At 55.6% G+C, this 14800-nt stretch carries 16 protein-coding genes and 2 pseudogenes; all 18 read left to right on the top strand.

The annotated features are described in order from the left end of the window. The first annotated feature begins 18 nt into the window (after window positions 1-18). The 18 genes and pseudogenes from sufC (at window position 19) to folE (ending at window position 14783) form a co-directional block, all read left to right on the top strand. A complete protein-coding gene (sufC, locus tag RGU75_RS23190; RefSeq protein ID WP_322240751.1) occupies window positions 19-789 on the top strand; it encodes a Fe-S cluster assembly ATPase SufC in 771 nt (256 codons plus the stop codon). Continuing rightward, complete coding sequence (gene sufD / locus RGU75_RS23185) at window positions 786-2141, top strand: Fe-S cluster assembly protein SufD (protein ID WP_322240089.1); 1356 nt, start codon at window positions 786-788, stop codon at window positions 2139-2141. Before sufC ends, sufD begins: the two co-directional genes overlap by 4 nt. Continuing rightward, entirely contained in the window at window positions 2138-3409 is a 1272-nt protein-coding gene (locus RGU75_RS23180; RefSeq protein WP_322240087.1) for a cysteine desulfurase, read from the top strand. Before sufD ends, RGU75_RS23180 begins: the two co-directional genes overlap by 4 nt. Beyond that, window positions 3409-3894 carry a Fe-S cluster assembly sulfur transfer protein SufU gene (gene sufU / locus RGU75_RS23175; RefSeq protein WP_322240085.1) on the top strand — a complete coding sequence of 162 codons (486 nt, stop codon included), beginning with the start codon at window positions 3409-3411 and terminating at the stop codon, window positions 3892-3894. Before RGU75_RS23180 ends, sufU begins: the two co-directional genes overlap by 1 nt. A 106-nt stretch (window positions 3895-4000) precedes the next feature. After that, the gene (locus RGU75_RS23170; RefSeq protein ID WP_322240083.1) at window positions 4001-4246 is read left to right on the top strand and encodes a BolA family protein; all 246 of its coding nucleotides are present in this window, start codon (window positions 4001-4003) and stop codon (window positions 4244-4246) included. A 22-nt stretch (window positions 4247-4268) separates the two neighbouring features. Then, on the top strand, window positions 4269-4592 hold the full coding sequence (gene grxD / locus RGU75_RS23165; protein WP_322240749.1) for a Grx4 family monothiol glutaredoxin: 324 nt from the start codon (window positions 4269-4271) through the stop codon (window positions 4590-4592). 10 nt (window positions 4593-4602) lie between these two features. Beyond that, the gene (locus tag RGU75_RS23160) at window positions 4603-5163 is read left to right on the top strand and encodes a NifU family protein (protein ID WP_322240081.1); all 561 of its coding nucleotides are present in this window, start codon (window positions 4603-4605) and stop codon (window positions 5161-5163) included. Between the two features lie 10 nt (window positions 5164-5173). Then, window positions 5174-5497, top strand: a complete 324-nt coding sequence (locus RGU75_RS23155) for a rhodanese-like domain-containing protein (RefSeq protein WP_322240080.1) — start codon at window positions 5174-5176, stop codon at window positions 5495-5497. 73 nt (window positions 5498-5570) lie between these two features. Beyond that, window positions 5571-6818, top strand: coding sequence for a P-loop NTPase (locus RGU75_RS23150; RefSeq protein ID WP_322240078.1), 1248 nt, complete (start codon window positions 5571-5573; stop codon window positions 6816-6818). Further along, window positions 6811-7443 (top strand): NifU family protein, encoded by a 633-nt coding sequence (locus RGU75_RS23145; protein ID WP_322240076.1) that lies wholly within the window; start codon window positions 6811-6813, stop codon window positions 7441-7443. The genes RGU75_RS23150 and RGU75_RS23145 overlap by 8 nt, the downstream gene beginning before the upstream one ends. A gap of 39 nt (window positions 7444-7482) precedes the next feature. Then, entirely contained in the window at window positions 7483-8793 is a 1311-nt protein-coding gene (locus tag RGU75_RS23140) for a protein adenylyltransferase SelO family protein (protein WP_322240074.1), read from the top strand. 45 nt (window positions 8794-8838) lie between these two features. Next, on the top strand, window positions 8839-9384 hold the full coding sequence (locus RGU75_RS23135; protein ID WP_322240072.1) for a flavodoxin domain-containing protein: 546 nt from the start codon (window positions 8839-8841) through the stop codon (window positions 9382-9384). 73 nt (window positions 9385-9457) lie between these two features. Beyond that, window positions 9458-10066 (top strand): MarR family winged helix-turn-helix transcriptional regulator, encoded by a 609-nt coding sequence (locus RGU75_RS23130; RefSeq protein ID WP_322240070.1) that lies wholly within the window; start codon window positions 9458-9460, stop codon window positions 10064-10066. A 70-nt stretch (window positions 10067-10136) separates the two neighbouring features. Next, window positions 10137-11951: pseudogene (gene thiC, locus RGU75_RS23125) on the top strand (phosphomethylpyrimidine synthase ThiC); the annotation flags it as partial. Window positions 11952-12116: 165 nt separating this feature from the next. Continuing rightward, window positions 12117-12470, top strand: a complete 354-nt coding sequence (locus tag RGU75_RS23120) for a tetratricopeptide repeat protein (protein WP_322240068.1) — start codon at window positions 12117-12119, stop codon at window positions 12468-12470. Between the two features lie 31 nt (window positions 12471-12501). Then, the gene (gene moaA, locus RGU75_RS23115; RefSeq protein ID WP_322240066.1) at window positions 12502-13605 is read left to right on the top strand and encodes a GTP 3',8-cyclase MoaA; all 1104 of its coding nucleotides are present in this window, start codon (window positions 12502-12504) and stop codon (window positions 13603-13605) included. A gap of 139 nt (window positions 13606-13744) precedes the next feature. Beyond that, window positions 13745-14065: a non-heme iron oxygenase ferredoxin subunit gene (locus tag RGU75_RS23110; RefSeq protein WP_322240064.1), complete on the top strand. Its 321-nt coding sequence runs from the start codon at window positions 13745-13747 to the stop codon at window positions 14063-14065. A 103-nt stretch (window positions 14066-14168) separates the two neighbouring features. Next, a pseudogene (gene folE, locus RGU75_RS23105) lies at window positions 14169-14783 on the top strand (GTP cyclohydrolase I FolE). Window positions 14784-14800: the final 17 nt, after the last annotated feature.

Below are 14800 nucleotides of genomic sequence, written 5' to 3'. Positions count from 1 at the left end.
TACCCAGACAGCAAGGTATTGCTTGAGGTACGCGGACTGTGCGCGAGCGTCAATGGCGTTGAAATTCTGAAGGACCTTGACTTCACCGTCAGGAGCGGTGAAATCCACGCGATCATGGGCCTCAATGGTTCTGGCAAGAGCACTTTTGCCAAGGTGCTTGCCGGTCACCCAGCCTATGAAGTGACCAGCGGCAGCGTGCTGCTCGAAGGCCAAAACCTGTTGGCGTTGAAACCTGAAGAACGTGCGCGCGCCGGATTTTTTCTGGCTTTCCAGTATCCGATCGAGGTGCCCGGCGTCGGCAACAGCCAGTTCCTGCGCTTGACGTACAACACGGTTCAAAAACAGCGTGGCAAGGAAGAACTCGACCCACTTGAATTTGATGATTTCGTGCGCGAAAAGATGAAGCTGCTGGAAATGAACCCCGATTTTCTCGACCGTAGTGTCAATGAAGGCTTCTCCGGCGGCGAGAAAAAACGTAACGAAATATTGCAGATGGCGCTGCTGGCTCCCCGTCTGGCCATTCTTGATGAGACCGATTCTGGTCTCGACATCGATGCGCTCAGGGTCGTCGCCCAAGGTGTGAATCAGCTCGCTAAACAAGACAATGCGATGGTGATGGTGACCCACTATCAGCGTCTGCTGAACTATATCGTGCCAGACTACGTGCACGTGATGGAAGCCGGGCGCATTATCAAGACTGGCGGCAAGGCGCTGGCAATGGAACTGGAGACGCGCGGTTACGAATGGGTCAGCGCCGAGCACAAGGTTGCTGCGAGTGTGCCCGCATGAGCGAAACGACCCCATTGGTGCCGGCGCTTGCCGGACATTATTTTACCAGCCTGATGGCAGGGCAGCCGCAACTGCAAATGGAGGCGAGCCAATCGGCGTGGCTCAAGGCATTGCGCGCGCAGGCGGTTGAGCGCTTCGGCGTACTCAAGCAGCCCACTACCCGTGACGAGGATTGGCGCTTTACCGATATTTCCCTGCTGAGCAAGATGTCGTTTGCACCAGCACTCAGTGCAAGTGCAATCGACGCAGCTGATGTTGCTCATTTTTACATTGAAGAAGCAACTACCAGGCTGGTCTTTGTGGATGGACTTTATGCGCCGCATTTGTCCAGTGCCAATGAAGGTGACGGCTTAGATAGTGGTGTGATGGTGTCCAGCCTGACGGCAGCAATGGCTACCCACAAAGCGGCGCTAGAAGCCCATCTTGGCCGCCACGCCGCATTTAATAACGAGGTATTTACTGCACAAAATACCGCATTTTTGCATGATGCTGCCGTACTCATCTTGCCGCGTGACATAGCGCTGGCAGCGCCTGTGCATGTACTGTTTATTGCGACCCAAAAAGAGGTGGTCAGTACGCCGCGTTGCCTGGTACTGGCTGAGGCTGGCAGTGCCGTGACCGTGATCGAGGATTACGTGGTGTTGTACCAACCGCGCTGGCAAGAAGAGCCCCACTTCACCAACGCGGTGACCGAAATCGTGCTCGAAGAGAGTGCGCATGTGAATCACATCCGGGTGCAGCGCGAAGGTAGTCAAGCGTTTCATATTGCGAGCTGCGCGGTGTCGCTTGGGCGCGCCAGCAATTATCAGTCGGTGAGTGTCGCGCTGGGTGCGCGCATTTCGCGCTATAACCTGAACGTGCTGCAAACGGCCGATGGCGCCACCTGCGCACTTGACGGTCTGACGCTAATCTCAGGCAGGCAGCTGGCTGATACGCATACCTGTATGGATCATGCCCATCCACACGGTACCAGCCGTCAGCAGCACAAGTGCATCGTCGGCGGCAGCGCGCATGCCGTCTTCAACGGTAAAGTCATGGTGCACAAAGGTGCACAGGGTACCGATGCAAAACAGTCCAACCGTAACTTGCTATTGACTACCAAGGCGCACATCGATACCAAGCCGCAGCTAGAAATTTTTGCTTCCGATGTTAAATGCACGCACGGTGCAACCATAGGCCAGCTCGACAGCGAAGAGGTGTTTTATCTACAGAGCCGCGGCTTGACCGAGGCGGCGGCGCGCAATCTACTGACGTATGCGTTCGGCGCCGAGATCATCGACCGTATTCCGGTTGCCTCACTCAAACTTCAACTCGAGCAGACCGTGCTCGAACAAACGACGGGCTCGCCATGAGTAGCCTCCAAATAGTCCAAAAAATAGCGCTTGAAGCAGCAACCGACGCCAGCTTCGACGTCGAGCGGATACGTGCCGATTTTCCCATCCTCAAGCTGCAAGTGAACGGCAAACCTTTGGTGTATCTCGACAATGCGGCATCTAGCCAGATGCCGCAGCAGGTGATTGATCGCATGGTGCGTTATCAAAGCACACAACACGCTAATATCAATCGTGCGGTGCATACTCTTTCGGAGATCGCGACTAACGAATTTGAAGAGGCGCGGCGCAAGCTGCAACATTTCATTCACGCGCGGGAAGAACGCGAAGTGATCTTCACCAGCGGCACCACCGATGCCATCAATCTGGTGATGCACGGCTACGGCCGCAAGTTCATCGGGCCAGGTGATGAAATCATCCTGACCACGCTCGAGCACCATTCCAACATCGTGCCGTGGCAAATGCTGGCAGAAGAAAAAGGCGCAAGGATTCGTGTAGTGCCGATCAATGACGCCGGCGAGCTACTGATAGACGAGTACGAGCAGCTATTTAATGCGCGCACTAAATTTGTCGGCGTCATGCACGTCTCGAACGCGCTGGGCACGATCAATCCGATCAAGCAGATGATCGCCTTTGCCCATGCACACGGGGTGCCGGTGCTGGTCGATGGTGCACAGGCCGTGCCGCACATGCCGGTCGACGTACAGGATCTGGACTGTGACTTTTATGCATTTTCAGGTCACAAACTATGCGGTCCGACTGGCATCGGCATTCTCTATGGCAAGGCTGCATGGTTAGAGCAGATGGCTCCGTTCAAGGGCGGCGGCGACATGATCATGTCGGTGACGTTTGAGAAAACCACCTACAATACGATCCCGCACAAATTTGAAGCTGGGACGCCACCGATCGCGGCCGCCATCGGGCTTGGTGCCGCAGTGGATTATTTGTCGGACATCGGCATGGACACCATTGGCCAGCATGAACTTGCTCTGCTCAATTACGCCAGCGAGCAGATGGTTCGGATACCGGGAGTGCGCATTATCGGCACCGCTCTGCACAAGGCCGCAGTGTTGTCGTTTGCAGTTGACGGTGTGCACCCGCACGACATCGGGACCTTACTCAATCAAGAAGGCGTCGCTGTGCGCACCGGGCATCATTGCGCGCAGCCAGTAATGCAGCGCTTCAAATTGCCGGCCACCTCGCGCGCCTCGTTTGCGTTTTACAACAGCATGGCAGAAGTCGATGCCCTGATCGCCGGTATCCGCACCGTGCAGAAAGTGTTTGCATAATGGCCGATCCTAGAGCTTTATATCAAGAGGTTATCCTCGACCATAACAAGAAGCCGCGCAATTACGGCATGCTCGCGCATGCCAGTCACCATGCGGCAGGCCACAATCCGCTGTGTGGCGACCACATCGACGTAGCACTGAATCTGTGTGGTGAATGTGTCGACGGCATCGCGTTTCAAGGCGCCGCGTGCGCAATCTGCAAGGCCTCGGCATCGATGATGACGGTCGCTGTCAAGGGAAAAACCCGGGGTGAGGCAGAAGTATTGATCCACGAATTTCTCGACATGGCGACCGGCAAGCTCGATCTGAACGGCGCTCACCACATCGGTCGGCTGACGGTGTTTGCCGGGATAGCCGAGCTGCCGACGCGCGTCAAATGCGCGATTCTGCCGTGGCACACACTGCAGGCAGCATTCAACGCCATTGAGAACACGACGACCGAGGCGGAACATGACCCTATGCACGCGGCAATCGGCGCTGCCTGAGCCATGAAAATAATTTTCCCGATAGGAACACACAGAAGTTTTGACGATTGCATCGTTCCTGTGGTCCTTGTAGGTGTTCCGGGTAACTTTACATTGAGAGTAGACGATGCTGACAGCAAGTGATTTAAGAAGCTACATCATAGATGGATTGCCTAGTGATTACGTCGAAGTGAAGGGCGATGACGGTCAGCACTTCGAGGCGGTGATCGTTAGCCCGCAATTCAACGGCAAGAACATGGTGCAGCAACATCAATTAGTATATTTGGCACTAGGCGAGCGCATGCGTTCAGAAATTCATGCACTGTCAATACGAACTTTTACGCCTGAGACTTGGCTCAAAGATGGCAATTAAATTGCCGAGGAAAAGAATCATGATAGACACGCAAAAAAGAATTAAGCAACAAGTAACTACTCACCCAGTCGTCCTATACATGAAGGGGTCGCCCAACTTCCCGCAGTGCGGCTTCTCCGGTGCGGCAATCAAGATGCTCGCAGCTTGCGGTGGACCCACGCTGTTCACGGTGGATGTGTTGGGCGACCAGGCAATCCGCGATGGCATCAAGACCTACGCTAATTGGCCGACCATACCGCAGCTGTATATCAAGGGCGAGTTTGTCGGCGGTTCCGACATCATGCGCGAGATGTTTGATCAAGGCGAACTGCAAAAATTGCTGCAAGCGGCAGTCGAATCAGTTTAAGGAAATTGCCATGCCAAAAATTGCTGAAATTGAAGACACGCCCAACCCGAATGCGGTGAAATTTACGCTCCACGAGCCACTCACCTGGGGTATTAGCCACTCCTACGAAAACGCCGGACAAGCCCGGGACGATGTACTCGCCTCGACACTGTTCGAGATTGAACACGTAAGCAATGTGTTTTACGTGGATCGCTGGCTCACCGTAACGCAAGATGGCGAGGCCGACTGGCCCGAGTTAGTGCGCTTAATTGCCGTGCCACTGCGCGCCGCACCGGCAGCTGCTGCGCAATCGGCTGCCACGCTTGCGCAAGCGCGCACTGCCATCGCCGACCTCAGTGACGAGGATCAGGCCCGTCTTGAACACATCACCGAGCTGATTGATGAACAGATCCGCCCTTCTTTACAAGGCGATGGCGGTGATCTGCACATAGTTGGTTTGGCGGGCAATTATCTCAGCATTCACTATCAAGGTGCTTGTGGCACCTGCCCGAGCTCAATCGCGGGGACGCTCAAAGGCATCGAGAATCTGGTGCGGACGATAGAGCCGAATATCGAACTGATAGCGGTGTAGAGAAGAAAAAATGAAGACTTTAAACGCCTTTGAATTGGCCGCATGGCTTGCAGATGATCTGCGTTTGCAGCCCGTCTTACTTGATGTCCGTGAAGAGTGGGAATTTCAAGCAGGTCATATTGACGGCGCCGTACCAATGCCGATGAATACCATTTTCGACAGACTGTCTGAGCTGGACAGACAGCAGCCTATATTCTGCATCTGCCACCACGGCGCCCGCACCATGCAGGTGGCGTTATTTTTAGAACGGAATGGTTTTACAGAGATGATAAGCCTGCCAGGTGGCGTCCATGCATGGTCACAACACGTTGACAGCGCGTTGTCGATGTATTGAGGCATGCTCAACTTGCCGGTTGCCTGACTTAGCGTAATTTAACCCTAAACTAAAAACACAAGGAACTTGCGCCATGCAAAGCACTGAACAGTCTTACCGCCCACAGCAGGCGCCAGTCGCCGCATCCCAAGCGGGGGTTGATGCTGAAAAACTGCCAGGGATACGGCATATCATCGCCGTCGGCAGTGGTAAGGGTGGCGTCGGAAAATCCACTGTCAGCGTCAATCTGGCACTCGCACTGCAACAACTAGGCGCGCGGGTCGGCATAGTTGATGCCGACATCCTTGGCCCTAGCATCCCCGGCATGCTCGGTATCCCGACCGGTGAGCTACCAGCGATGACCGCGGAGAACATGATGATCCCGGCAGAACGGCACGGCCTGAAGGCGGTATCGATGGGCATGCTCACCGGAGACGATAAACCGGCCGTTTTGCGCGGACCAATGGTGGGAAAATATCTGAAGATGTTCGTCGGCGGTGTGCAATGGGGAAGATTGGACTACCTGATACTCGATCTCCCGCCAGGCACTGGCGACACCCAGTTGACGCTGGCGCAGAGCATGCCGCTGTCGGGCGTGGTGATCGTCACGACACCTCAGGCCGTGAGCCTCAAGATCGCGCGGCGCGGCTTGCGCATGTTCGAGAAAGTGCAGGTGCCAATTCTCGGTATCGTCGAAAACATGCGCAGCTTCACCTGCCCGCACTGCGGCGAGAGCACGGATATCTTCCGTCACGGCGGCGGCGAGCAGATGAGCCAGGAGCTCGGCATCCCGTTTCTGGGTGCCTTACCGCTTGATGCCGATGTTGTCACTTGCGGTGATGAGGGTAGACCTATCGTAGTGGATCAGCCGAAGTCGGACAGCTCCTTGGTGTATGCCGCCATCGCAGCAACGCTGGTGGCAAAGCTGCACACGACGGTCGTGGCGTTGAAACCCTTTGTCTGGAAGTGGGATAGCAACGAGGGCGCGCCAGCCTGGATGGAGGGCACGGCGCGGCCTGACGGTGCGCACAACATTCCCATCGGATTTGCGCGCCGCGATCCGCGTACCTTATCCATCCTCTGGGAGGATGGCCATCGCGACGAGCTTGATGTGCGTGAGTTGCGTCTGTCGTGTCGTTGCGCCCTGTGCGTCGAGGAGATGAGCGGACGCCCCTTGCTCGACCCAAAAACGGTGCGCTCTGATGTCAGTCCGCAACAGATACAGAGCATCGGCAACTATGCGCTCGGCTTCCATTGGAGCGATGGTCATAACACGGGAATACATGCCTTCAATGACCTGCGCGCCTTGGGCGCTGCGGCGAAGGACGTCGAAAGTGTCTAACACAGGCAGCATGCTGGTAGAGCAGCCAGTCAGTATCCGCGCGCAGACTTCTCTGGCCGACCCTGACACCTGCAAGTTCACCGTGAGCCGCAGCTTACATCCCGGCGGCCCTTTTTTTTTCGGTAGCCAGGAACGATCTGCCGGGTCGCCGCTAGTCGAGCGACTGTTCGCGCTTTCTGGTGTGGCCAATGTGCTCATCGCAGAAAATGTGGCGACCATCGTCAAGCAAGCGGGCACCTCGTGGGCAGAACTGAAAACGGCCATCGCAACGGCGATCCGGATGCAGTTGCTCAGCGGCGTGCCATCGATCCTGGAGATGGCGGCTTGCACCAGCCCGCAAGGACGATCCGATGTCGAACTTGGCGTACTTGTCCAGCAACTGCTGGCCAAGGAAGTCAATCGCTCTGTAGCGAACCACGGCGGAAAAATTTCGCTGGTGGAGGTCCGCCAAGGCAAGCTTTTCATCAGCATGAGCGGCGGCTGCCAAGGCTGCGGGTCTTCTCAAGTAACCCTGAGGCAGGGCTTGGAAGTGATGGTAAGAAGAGTCGCCCCAGAAATCCTGGAAATCGTCGATGTGACAGATCACGCCGCAGGTAAGCAGCCGTTCTACTCGCGGGCTGGGTAGATACCAAGATAAATATCAGGGCAAAAATCAGGCCAATACATGCAAAATCGACTATTCCACGAAATCTCCCCAACCATCGCGACGCTCGACGATCTTGCAAAGTTGGCAAACTACTCGCTTATGGACGCGCTCAACTGCGATCCTGACGCGAAAGCAGACGGAGCCGACCACGCGCCGCGACAAGTTTTTACGGGCCATTATGTCCCCATCAATCCCACGCCAATCAAAGACCCCGAGTACGTCGCTCACAGCAAAAACTTTTTTCGCGAACTTGGCTTCGCCGACCGCATGGCACAGTCGGGCGACTTCGTCCGCATGTTCTCCGGCGACATCTCGCACGTTCCGAAGCCGATGCGCAAGGTGGGTTGGGCGTGTGTGTACGCATTGTCCATCTTCGGCACCGAATACACCCAACAGTGCCCGTTCCAAACCGGCAACGGATACGGCGACGGTCGCGCAGTTTCCGTGCTTGAGGCCGTCATCAACAGTCGACGCTGGGAAATGCAGCTAAAAGGTGGCGGCCGGACGCCATACTGCCGCGGCGCGGATGGTCACGCCGTCCTGCGCTCAAGTGTCCGGGAGTTCTTAGCGCAGGAGCACATGCATGCGCTCGGTGTGCCAACGTCACGGTCTCTGAGTTTGTACGTTTCAAAAACGGAGAAGGTCAAGCGGCCGTGGTATTCGGAGGGCTCGCGCTCGCAGGATCCCGACATGCTTATATCGGAGGCAGTCGCTATTTCGACGCGGGTCGCACCGTCGTTCATTCGGGTCGGTCAACTCGAGCTCTTCGGTCGCCGTGCGCGCAAGAAGGAACACCCGAAAGCGATGGAGGAGCTCGAGCAGATTGTGTTGCACTTGATCGATCGTGAGTACGGTAACGTCATCGACAAGAAACTAAGCACTGCCGAAAAAGTGGTGTTGCTCGCGCGCGAGTTACGCAGCCGCCTGACGTCGCTTGTGGCGAACTGGATCCGCGTCGGCTACTGCCAGGGCAACTTCAACAGCGACAACTGCGCGGCCGGTGGCTTCACACTCGACTACGGTCCATTCGGATTCTGCGATGTGTTCAACCCGCACTACCAGCCATGGACGGGTGGCGGACATCACTTCGCGTTCCTGAACCAAGCCGTGGCAGCGGGACGCAACTTCCACATGTTTTGTACGGCGTTGCGGCCGTTACTATCATCAATGACATCGCTGTCCTCGCATCAGGACACTCTGCGACAGCTCGACGAGATTCAAAGTGGCTTTGCGACAGTGATGCAAGCGCAAATGGAGAAGATGTGGGCTGCTAAACTTGGACTCGGCACTTTTAACGCGCCATTTGGTACATCTTTACTCCGGCATTGACACGGTCCTGCAGAAACACGAAACAATGAATTGTAGAAAGCATTTATGAGCGCCATACCGTTGATCCCAAAAAACGCTCCGTTCTCTACGGAGGAGATTAGCGTTTTGAACAAGGTCGTGTCGCGAACGACGTCGCTGCAGCGGAGCTGGCTCGCTGGTTTTTTCGCGGGCTTCGAGGCGGCACAGGGCGCTGAGGCGGTGCCGGCGACTACGGCTAGGCCGCGGGCATCTCTGACGGTCCTCTACGCCACCGAAAGTGGCAACGCCGAAAGCCTCGCCATCAAGGCGAAGAAGGCCGCACAGAAGCATGGCCTCGATGCACGCGTCATCGACATGGCGGACGCCGACATGGGTCTTCTCGCCAAGACGAAGAACCTCATTGTCTATGCGGCGACATGGGGCGAAGGCGATCCTCGCCAACATCACGGCCGAGGCGCGAGCGCAGATCGAGGCGATCCGCTAATCGTGCAGTACGCGAAACAGCGGAACGAGGGCGAACGCTTCGGCGACTTCGTGATCCGCGCTGAATTCGTCACGGCAACCTTGGCCGGCAACCGTTTCCACGCAGAGGTGGTACTTACCGATTATTAGTAGCTATACGAAATTAAATTCTTGTAACTATGGTTTTTAAACGCTACTATATCAGCATGATCAAGGAGCTAAAATGGATAGTCGTGGCATTGCAGAGCTGTTCTTGCACTTGGGGCGCATAGGATTCGGCGAAGGGTTTGCGAAGGGCTTGACGGCGGCACAGTGGACGGTGCTCAGATACTTCGCGCGAGCCAACCGCTTCTCGCGGACGCCTTCCGCTTTCGCTACGTTTCATGGCACGACCCGGGGCACAGCGTCGCAGACGATCAAAAACCTCGAAACACAAGGTTATCTGACGCGGCTACGCTCTGAGATCGACGGGCGCAGCGCCCGGCTCGATCTTACCGATAAAGCCACGGCCGTTCTTGCAAACGACTGTTTTGAAGTCATGGTTCGTGCGGTGGATGCACTGCCAGCCGGAGTGCGTGGCGACTTCGCGCATACCTTGCAGCGCATGCTTGGTCAGGTGACGTTGGAGAAGGGTATGCCTCCCTTTGGCACCTGTGCATCGTGTAAGTATCTGGAGGGTGATGGCTGCTGCAGGGAGGGGCAGGTACCGTATGCGTGCGGGTTCGTGAATGTGCCGCTGCTGTTGAATGAGGTTGACGAGCTTTGCATCAACTTCGCCCCGGGTAAGCCTGCGGCGATGAAGGACGCTGCCGCCGGTGTCGTATCGAGATGATCTCTGCATCAGCCATCACCCTCACAGAATATGCCGAATCAAAATGTAATGTAGTTCACCTAGGAACCCAATGAACGCAACACCGAAATTCCTGTCCACCACCGCTACGGTGGATGAACGTGCAATCCTGCCACTGCCCAATTCGCGCAAAATCTATATCGAAGGATCGCGCCCTGATATCCAGGTGGCGATGCGCGAAATCAGCCAGTCAGATACCGCCGCTCCCTACGATGTTGAGAAGAACCCTTCGATTGTTGTCTATGATTGCTCCGGACCGTACACCGATCCCCATGTCAGTATTGACATCAGCTCCGGTTTGCAAACGCCGCGCACGCCATGGATTATTGAGCGGGGCGACACCGAGGAGCTATGCGGCCCGAGTTCGGCTTACGGCATTGAGCGCATGAATGCCCCGAAGCTGGCCGACATGCGATTTAACCTCACGCGCAAGCCGCGTCGCGCATTGCCAGGCAAAAATGTGTCACAGATGCACTATGCCCGCCAGGGCATCATCACACCAGAGATGGAGTACGTCGCCATCCGCGAAAATATGCGGCGCAAGGAGTATCTGGAAGAATTAGAATCATCCGGACAGTCAAGCAAAAAAATGGCTGCATTAATGGGTCGCCAGCATCCGGGCGAATCATTCGGTGCCAGCATTCCGGCCGAAATTACACCTGAGTTTGTGCGCGAAGAAGTTGCCCGTGGCCGCGCCATCATCCCGCTCAACATCAACCATCCAGAAATTGAACCGATGATTATTGGTCGCAATTTCCTGGTGAAAATAAATGCCAATATCGGCAACTCTGCCACCACCTCCAGCATCTGCGAGGAAGTCGACAAACTGACCTGGGCGATCCGCTGGGGTGCTGACAATGTGATGGATCTGTCCACCGGCAAAAATATCCACGAGACGCGCGAATGGATTATTCGCAATTCCCCCGTGCCGATCGGCACCGTGCCGATTTACCAGGCGCTAGAGAAAGTCAACGGCAAGGCCGAAGACCTGACCTGGGAAATCTACCGCGACACGCTTATCGAGCAAGCCGAACAGGGCGTCGATTACTTCACGATCCATGCCGGTGTCTTGCTCGCGTATGTGCCGATGTGCGCCAATCGCATGACTGGAATTGTTTCGCGCGGCGGCTCGATCATGGCCAAGTGGTGCATGGCACATAATCAGGAGTCATTCCTGTACACCCATTTCGAAGACATCTGCGAGATCATGAAGGCGTATGACGTCAGCTTTAGTCTGGGTGATGGCCTGCGTCCCGGTTCGATCTTCGACGCCAATGACGAAGCGCAGTTCAGTGAATTAAAAACCTTGGGTGAGCTGACCCAGATCGCATGGAAGCACGACGTTCAAGTCATGATAGAAGGCCCCGGTCACGTGCCGATGCACATGATTAAAGAAAACATGGCATTACAGTTGGACAAGTGCCACGAAGCACCGTTCTACACCCTCGGGCCGCTGACTACCGATATTGCACCAGGCTATGACCACATCACTTCTGGCATCGGCGCGGCCATGATCGGCTGGTACGGCACTGCCATGCTGTGCTACGTCACGCCCAAGGAGCACCTCGGCCTGCCGAACAAAGATGATGTCAAGACGGGTGTCATCACCTACAAGATTGCGGCCCATGCGGCCGACCTTGCCAAGGGACACCCCGGCGCTCAAATCCGCGACAACGCCTTGTCCAAGGCACGCTTCGAGTTCCGTTGGGAAGACCAGTTCAATCTCGGTCTCGATCCAGACACGGCGCGGGAATTCCATGATGAAACCCTACCAGCGGAGGGTGCCAAGTCAGCACATTTTTGCGCGATGTGCGGACCCCATTTCTGTTCAATGAAGATATCGCAGGACGTGCGCGTCTACGCCGCCAACTAGCGCATCATGGAGACAGGGACATTGAATATCTAAACGTGAGTGGGCAGGATCCACAGGAATCCCTGTCCGTGACCAACAAGCTCACGCAGAAGTTGAGCGAGAATCACCTGATCGGACAAGGTATGAGGCGTGGCGAAGAGATTAATAGGAGGCATGAGAATGACTGACGAACTCAATGCGCTGAAAGCTTTTTTGACGTGGGAAGAATCGGCGGAAGTATTACGAACTGACGCTAGCTATGGCATAGCCCGCGCACAACGTTTGCTGGCGATACGCTACCTGCGCGGCCGTGGCGTGCGTAAGGACGAGGCCATCGCCTTTTCTTGGATGCAGCTCGCAGCACAACAACATTTCGCTATGGCGCAGCGTGGTCTTGGCGAGTTGTATGAATTCGGTTTAGGTATTGCGGCGGACATTAGCCAGGCATCACACTGGTATCAGCTTGCAGCACTGCAAGGTGATTTCACTGCTAATGAACATTTGCAACGCTTGGCACAAGCAAAGACGGTATGAAAAAACAAACACTCCAGGCGACAAAGCCTCTATGAGCACGACGCTCATTCCCGTAGTTGATCAGCGCGCCGTCAGCCGTGTGGCCATCATTCCGGCGCACGCGTTTAGCCTAGGTGGTACGCTGGCGGACACGCGTGGTCGGCTCTTGCGTGACCTGCGCATTTCTGTAACTGACCGCTGCAATTTCCGCTGCACCTATTGCATGCCAAAGTTAGTATTCGACAAGGACTATCAATTTTTGCCGAAATCCGAACTCTTGAGCTTTGAGGAAATCACGCGCATGACGCGCCTGTTCGTCGCCCATGGCGTCGAAAAAATCCGCCTCACCGGCGGCGAACCTCTGCTGCGTAAAAACCTCGAAGTGTTGATCGAGATGCTGGCCGCCCTCAAGACGCATGACGGAAAATCACTAGATCTGACCCTCACCACCAACGCCTCGCTATTATCCAAAAAAGCCCGCGCGCTCAAGGCCGCAGGCCTACAGAGTGTCACCGTCTCCCTCGATTCGCTCGATGAAGCAGTATTCCGCGCCATGAATGACGTCGATTTTCCGGTAGAGGATGTGCTGAGAGGCATAGACGCTGCGCACGACGCGAGTTTTGCGCCCATCAAGATCAACATGGTGGTGAAAAAAGGGGGCAACGATCAGGATGTTGTTGCGATGGCGCGACGCTTCAAGGGTAGCGGCCACATCGTTCGCTTCATCGAATTCATGGACGTGGGCGCTTCCAACGGCTGGCGCATGAACGATGTCATTCCCTCGGCTCAGATCGTGCGCATGATCGGCGCCGAGATGCCACTCATCGAAGCCGAACCCAACTACACCGGTGAAGTTGCCGAGCGCTGGATCTATGCCGATGGTAGCGGCGAAATCGGCGTCATCTCCAGCGTGACGCAAGCCTTTTGTTCCACTTGCACGCGCGCCCGCCTCTCGACCGATGGCAAGCTGTACACCTGCCTGTTCGCGCAGTCCGGTCATGATTTGCGCGCACTCATCCGTGCGGACAAGAGCGACGCACAAATTGCCGCTGCCATCGGATTGATCTTGAGTCAACGTGAAGACAGGTATTCAGAAATTCGTACGGAAGAGACTGCACAAAGTAAAAAAATTGAGATGTCTTATATCGGTGGATGAAAATTTCATGCGCACCGAATATGAATTCGCCGACGCAGCCCGATCCGTTTCGGCGCTACGCGGGAGCGAATTTCGTATGACACAAGGCCGTACCGAACACACAATTTGACAGGGGGAGTTGGATGAATGAAGGCTTGCAATGAGTGAATGGGTCACAGTAGCGCGGGCCGAAGAAGTCGCGCCAGGCGAGCGACGGGTTATCGATGTAGACGACACGCAGATCGTCGTATTTAATCTCGACGGCCAGTATTACGCCATCGAAGACGTCTGCACCCACGATGGTGGCCAGCTTACCGGCGGCACCGTCGAAGGCGACCAGATCATTTGCCCGCGCCACGGCGCACGCTTCTGCATCCGTACCGGCGTGGCATTGTCTGCTCCCGCTTACGAACCGACCAGCACCTTCCCGGTACGCATAGAAAATGGCGAGGTTCAGGTACGCGATAACCGCTGGGATTGATGCACCTCTTGTCTGGCTGACAGTAAGCAGACAAAAAAAGTGAAGATTTATGTATTTGATATTTAAGCATTACGTCGCTTACGACTAAAGGTCAACAAACCGCATGAATAACACGTTCACAACACGAGCAACATCGACAGAAAAAATACCGAGTCCGGAGCAGCAATTTACCGAGCACGATTGGCGTCGTCTTCTCATCAGCTTAGGCGAGGATCCAGATAGAGCCGGCCTGGTAGAAACACCGTCCCGTGTTGCAAAAGCCTGGAAACACTGAACTTCTGGTTATGCGCAAGACCCGGCTGAGCTGCTGAAAGTGTTTGAAGACGGGGCGGAAGGGTACGACGAGTTGATCCTCATACGGGGCATTCCGGTCTACAGCCATTGTGAGCACCATCTGGCGCCGTTTTTTGGTACCGCCACGATCGGCTATGTTCCAGACGGAAAAATAGTCGGTCTATCAAAGCTGACGCGCTTGGTTGATTGCTTTGCCAAGCGATTGCAGGGACAGGAGCGACTCACCGTTCAAATTGCCAATGCTTTCATGAGCCATCTGGAGCCAAAAGCGGTTGGCGTAGTCATACACTGCCGACACCTGTGCATGGAAAGCCGGGGTATCCGCACACAAGGAGAAGAAACCATCACCTCAGCCATGCTGGGCGAACTTCTGTCTAATCTGGCGCTGCGCACGGAGTTTCTGGCATTGGCGAACGGACGATAATGTTATTTATGGACACA

Source organism: Glaciimonas sp. CA11.2 (genome assembly GCF_034314045.1).
In the GTDB taxonomy this organism is placed as follows: domain Bacteria; phylum Pseudomonadota; class Gammaproteobacteria; order Burkholderiales; family Burkholderiaceae_D; genus Glaciimonas.
This window is presented reverse-complemented; position numbering and strand designations above follow the sequence as displayed.

Coding starts and splice junctions, on each gene's coding strand:
- RGU75_RS23160 (WP_322240081.1), top strand. CDS start 4,603: ATGCCAAAAATTGCTGAAATTGAAGACACGCCCAACCCGAATGCGGTG.
- RGU75_RS23130 (WP_322240070.1), top strand. CDS start 9,458: ATGGATAGTCGTGGCATTGCAGAGCTGTTCTTGCACTTGGGGCGCATA.
- moaA (WP_322240066.1), top strand. CDS start 12,502: ATGAGCACGACGCTCATTCCCGTAGTTGATCAGCGCGCCGTCAGCCGT.
- RGU75_RS23110 (WP_322240064.1), top strand. CDS start 13,745: ATGAGTGAATGGGTCACAGTAGCGCGGGCCGAAGAAGTCGCGCCAGGC.
- RGU75_RS23135 (WP_322240072.1), top strand. CDS start 8,839: ATGAGCGCCATACCGTTGATCCCAAAAAACGCTCCGTTCTCTACGGAG.
- sufU (WP_322240085.1), top strand. CDS start 3,409: ATGGCCGATCCTAGAGCTTTATATCAAGAGGTTATCCTCGACCATAAC.
- RGU75_RS23140 (WP_322240074.1), top strand. CDS start 7,483: ATGCAAAATCGACTATTCCACGAAATCTCCCCAACCATCGCGACGCTC.
- RGU75_RS23170 (WP_322240083.1), top strand. CDS start 4,001: ATGCTGACAGCAAGTGATTTAAGAAGCTACATCATAGATGGATTGCCT.
- RGU75_RS23155 (WP_322240080.1), top strand. CDS start 5,174: ATGAAGACTTTAAACGCCTTTGAATTGGCCGCATGGCTTGCAGATGAT.
- RGU75_RS23150 (WP_322240078.1), top strand. CDS start 5,571: ATGCAAAGCACTGAACAGTCTTACCGCCCACAGCAGGCGCCAGTCGCC.
- sufD (WP_322240089.1), top strand. CDS start 786: ATGAGCGAAACGACCCCATTGGTGCCGGCGCTTGCCGGACATTATTTT.
- RGU75_RS23180 (WP_322240087.1), top strand. CDS start 2,138: ATGAGTAGCCTCCAAATAGTCCAAAAAATAGCGCTTGAAGCAGCAACC.
- RGU75_RS23120 (WP_322240068.1), top strand. CDS start 12,117: ATGACTGACGAACTCAATGCGCTGAAAGCTTTTTTGACGTGGGAAGAA.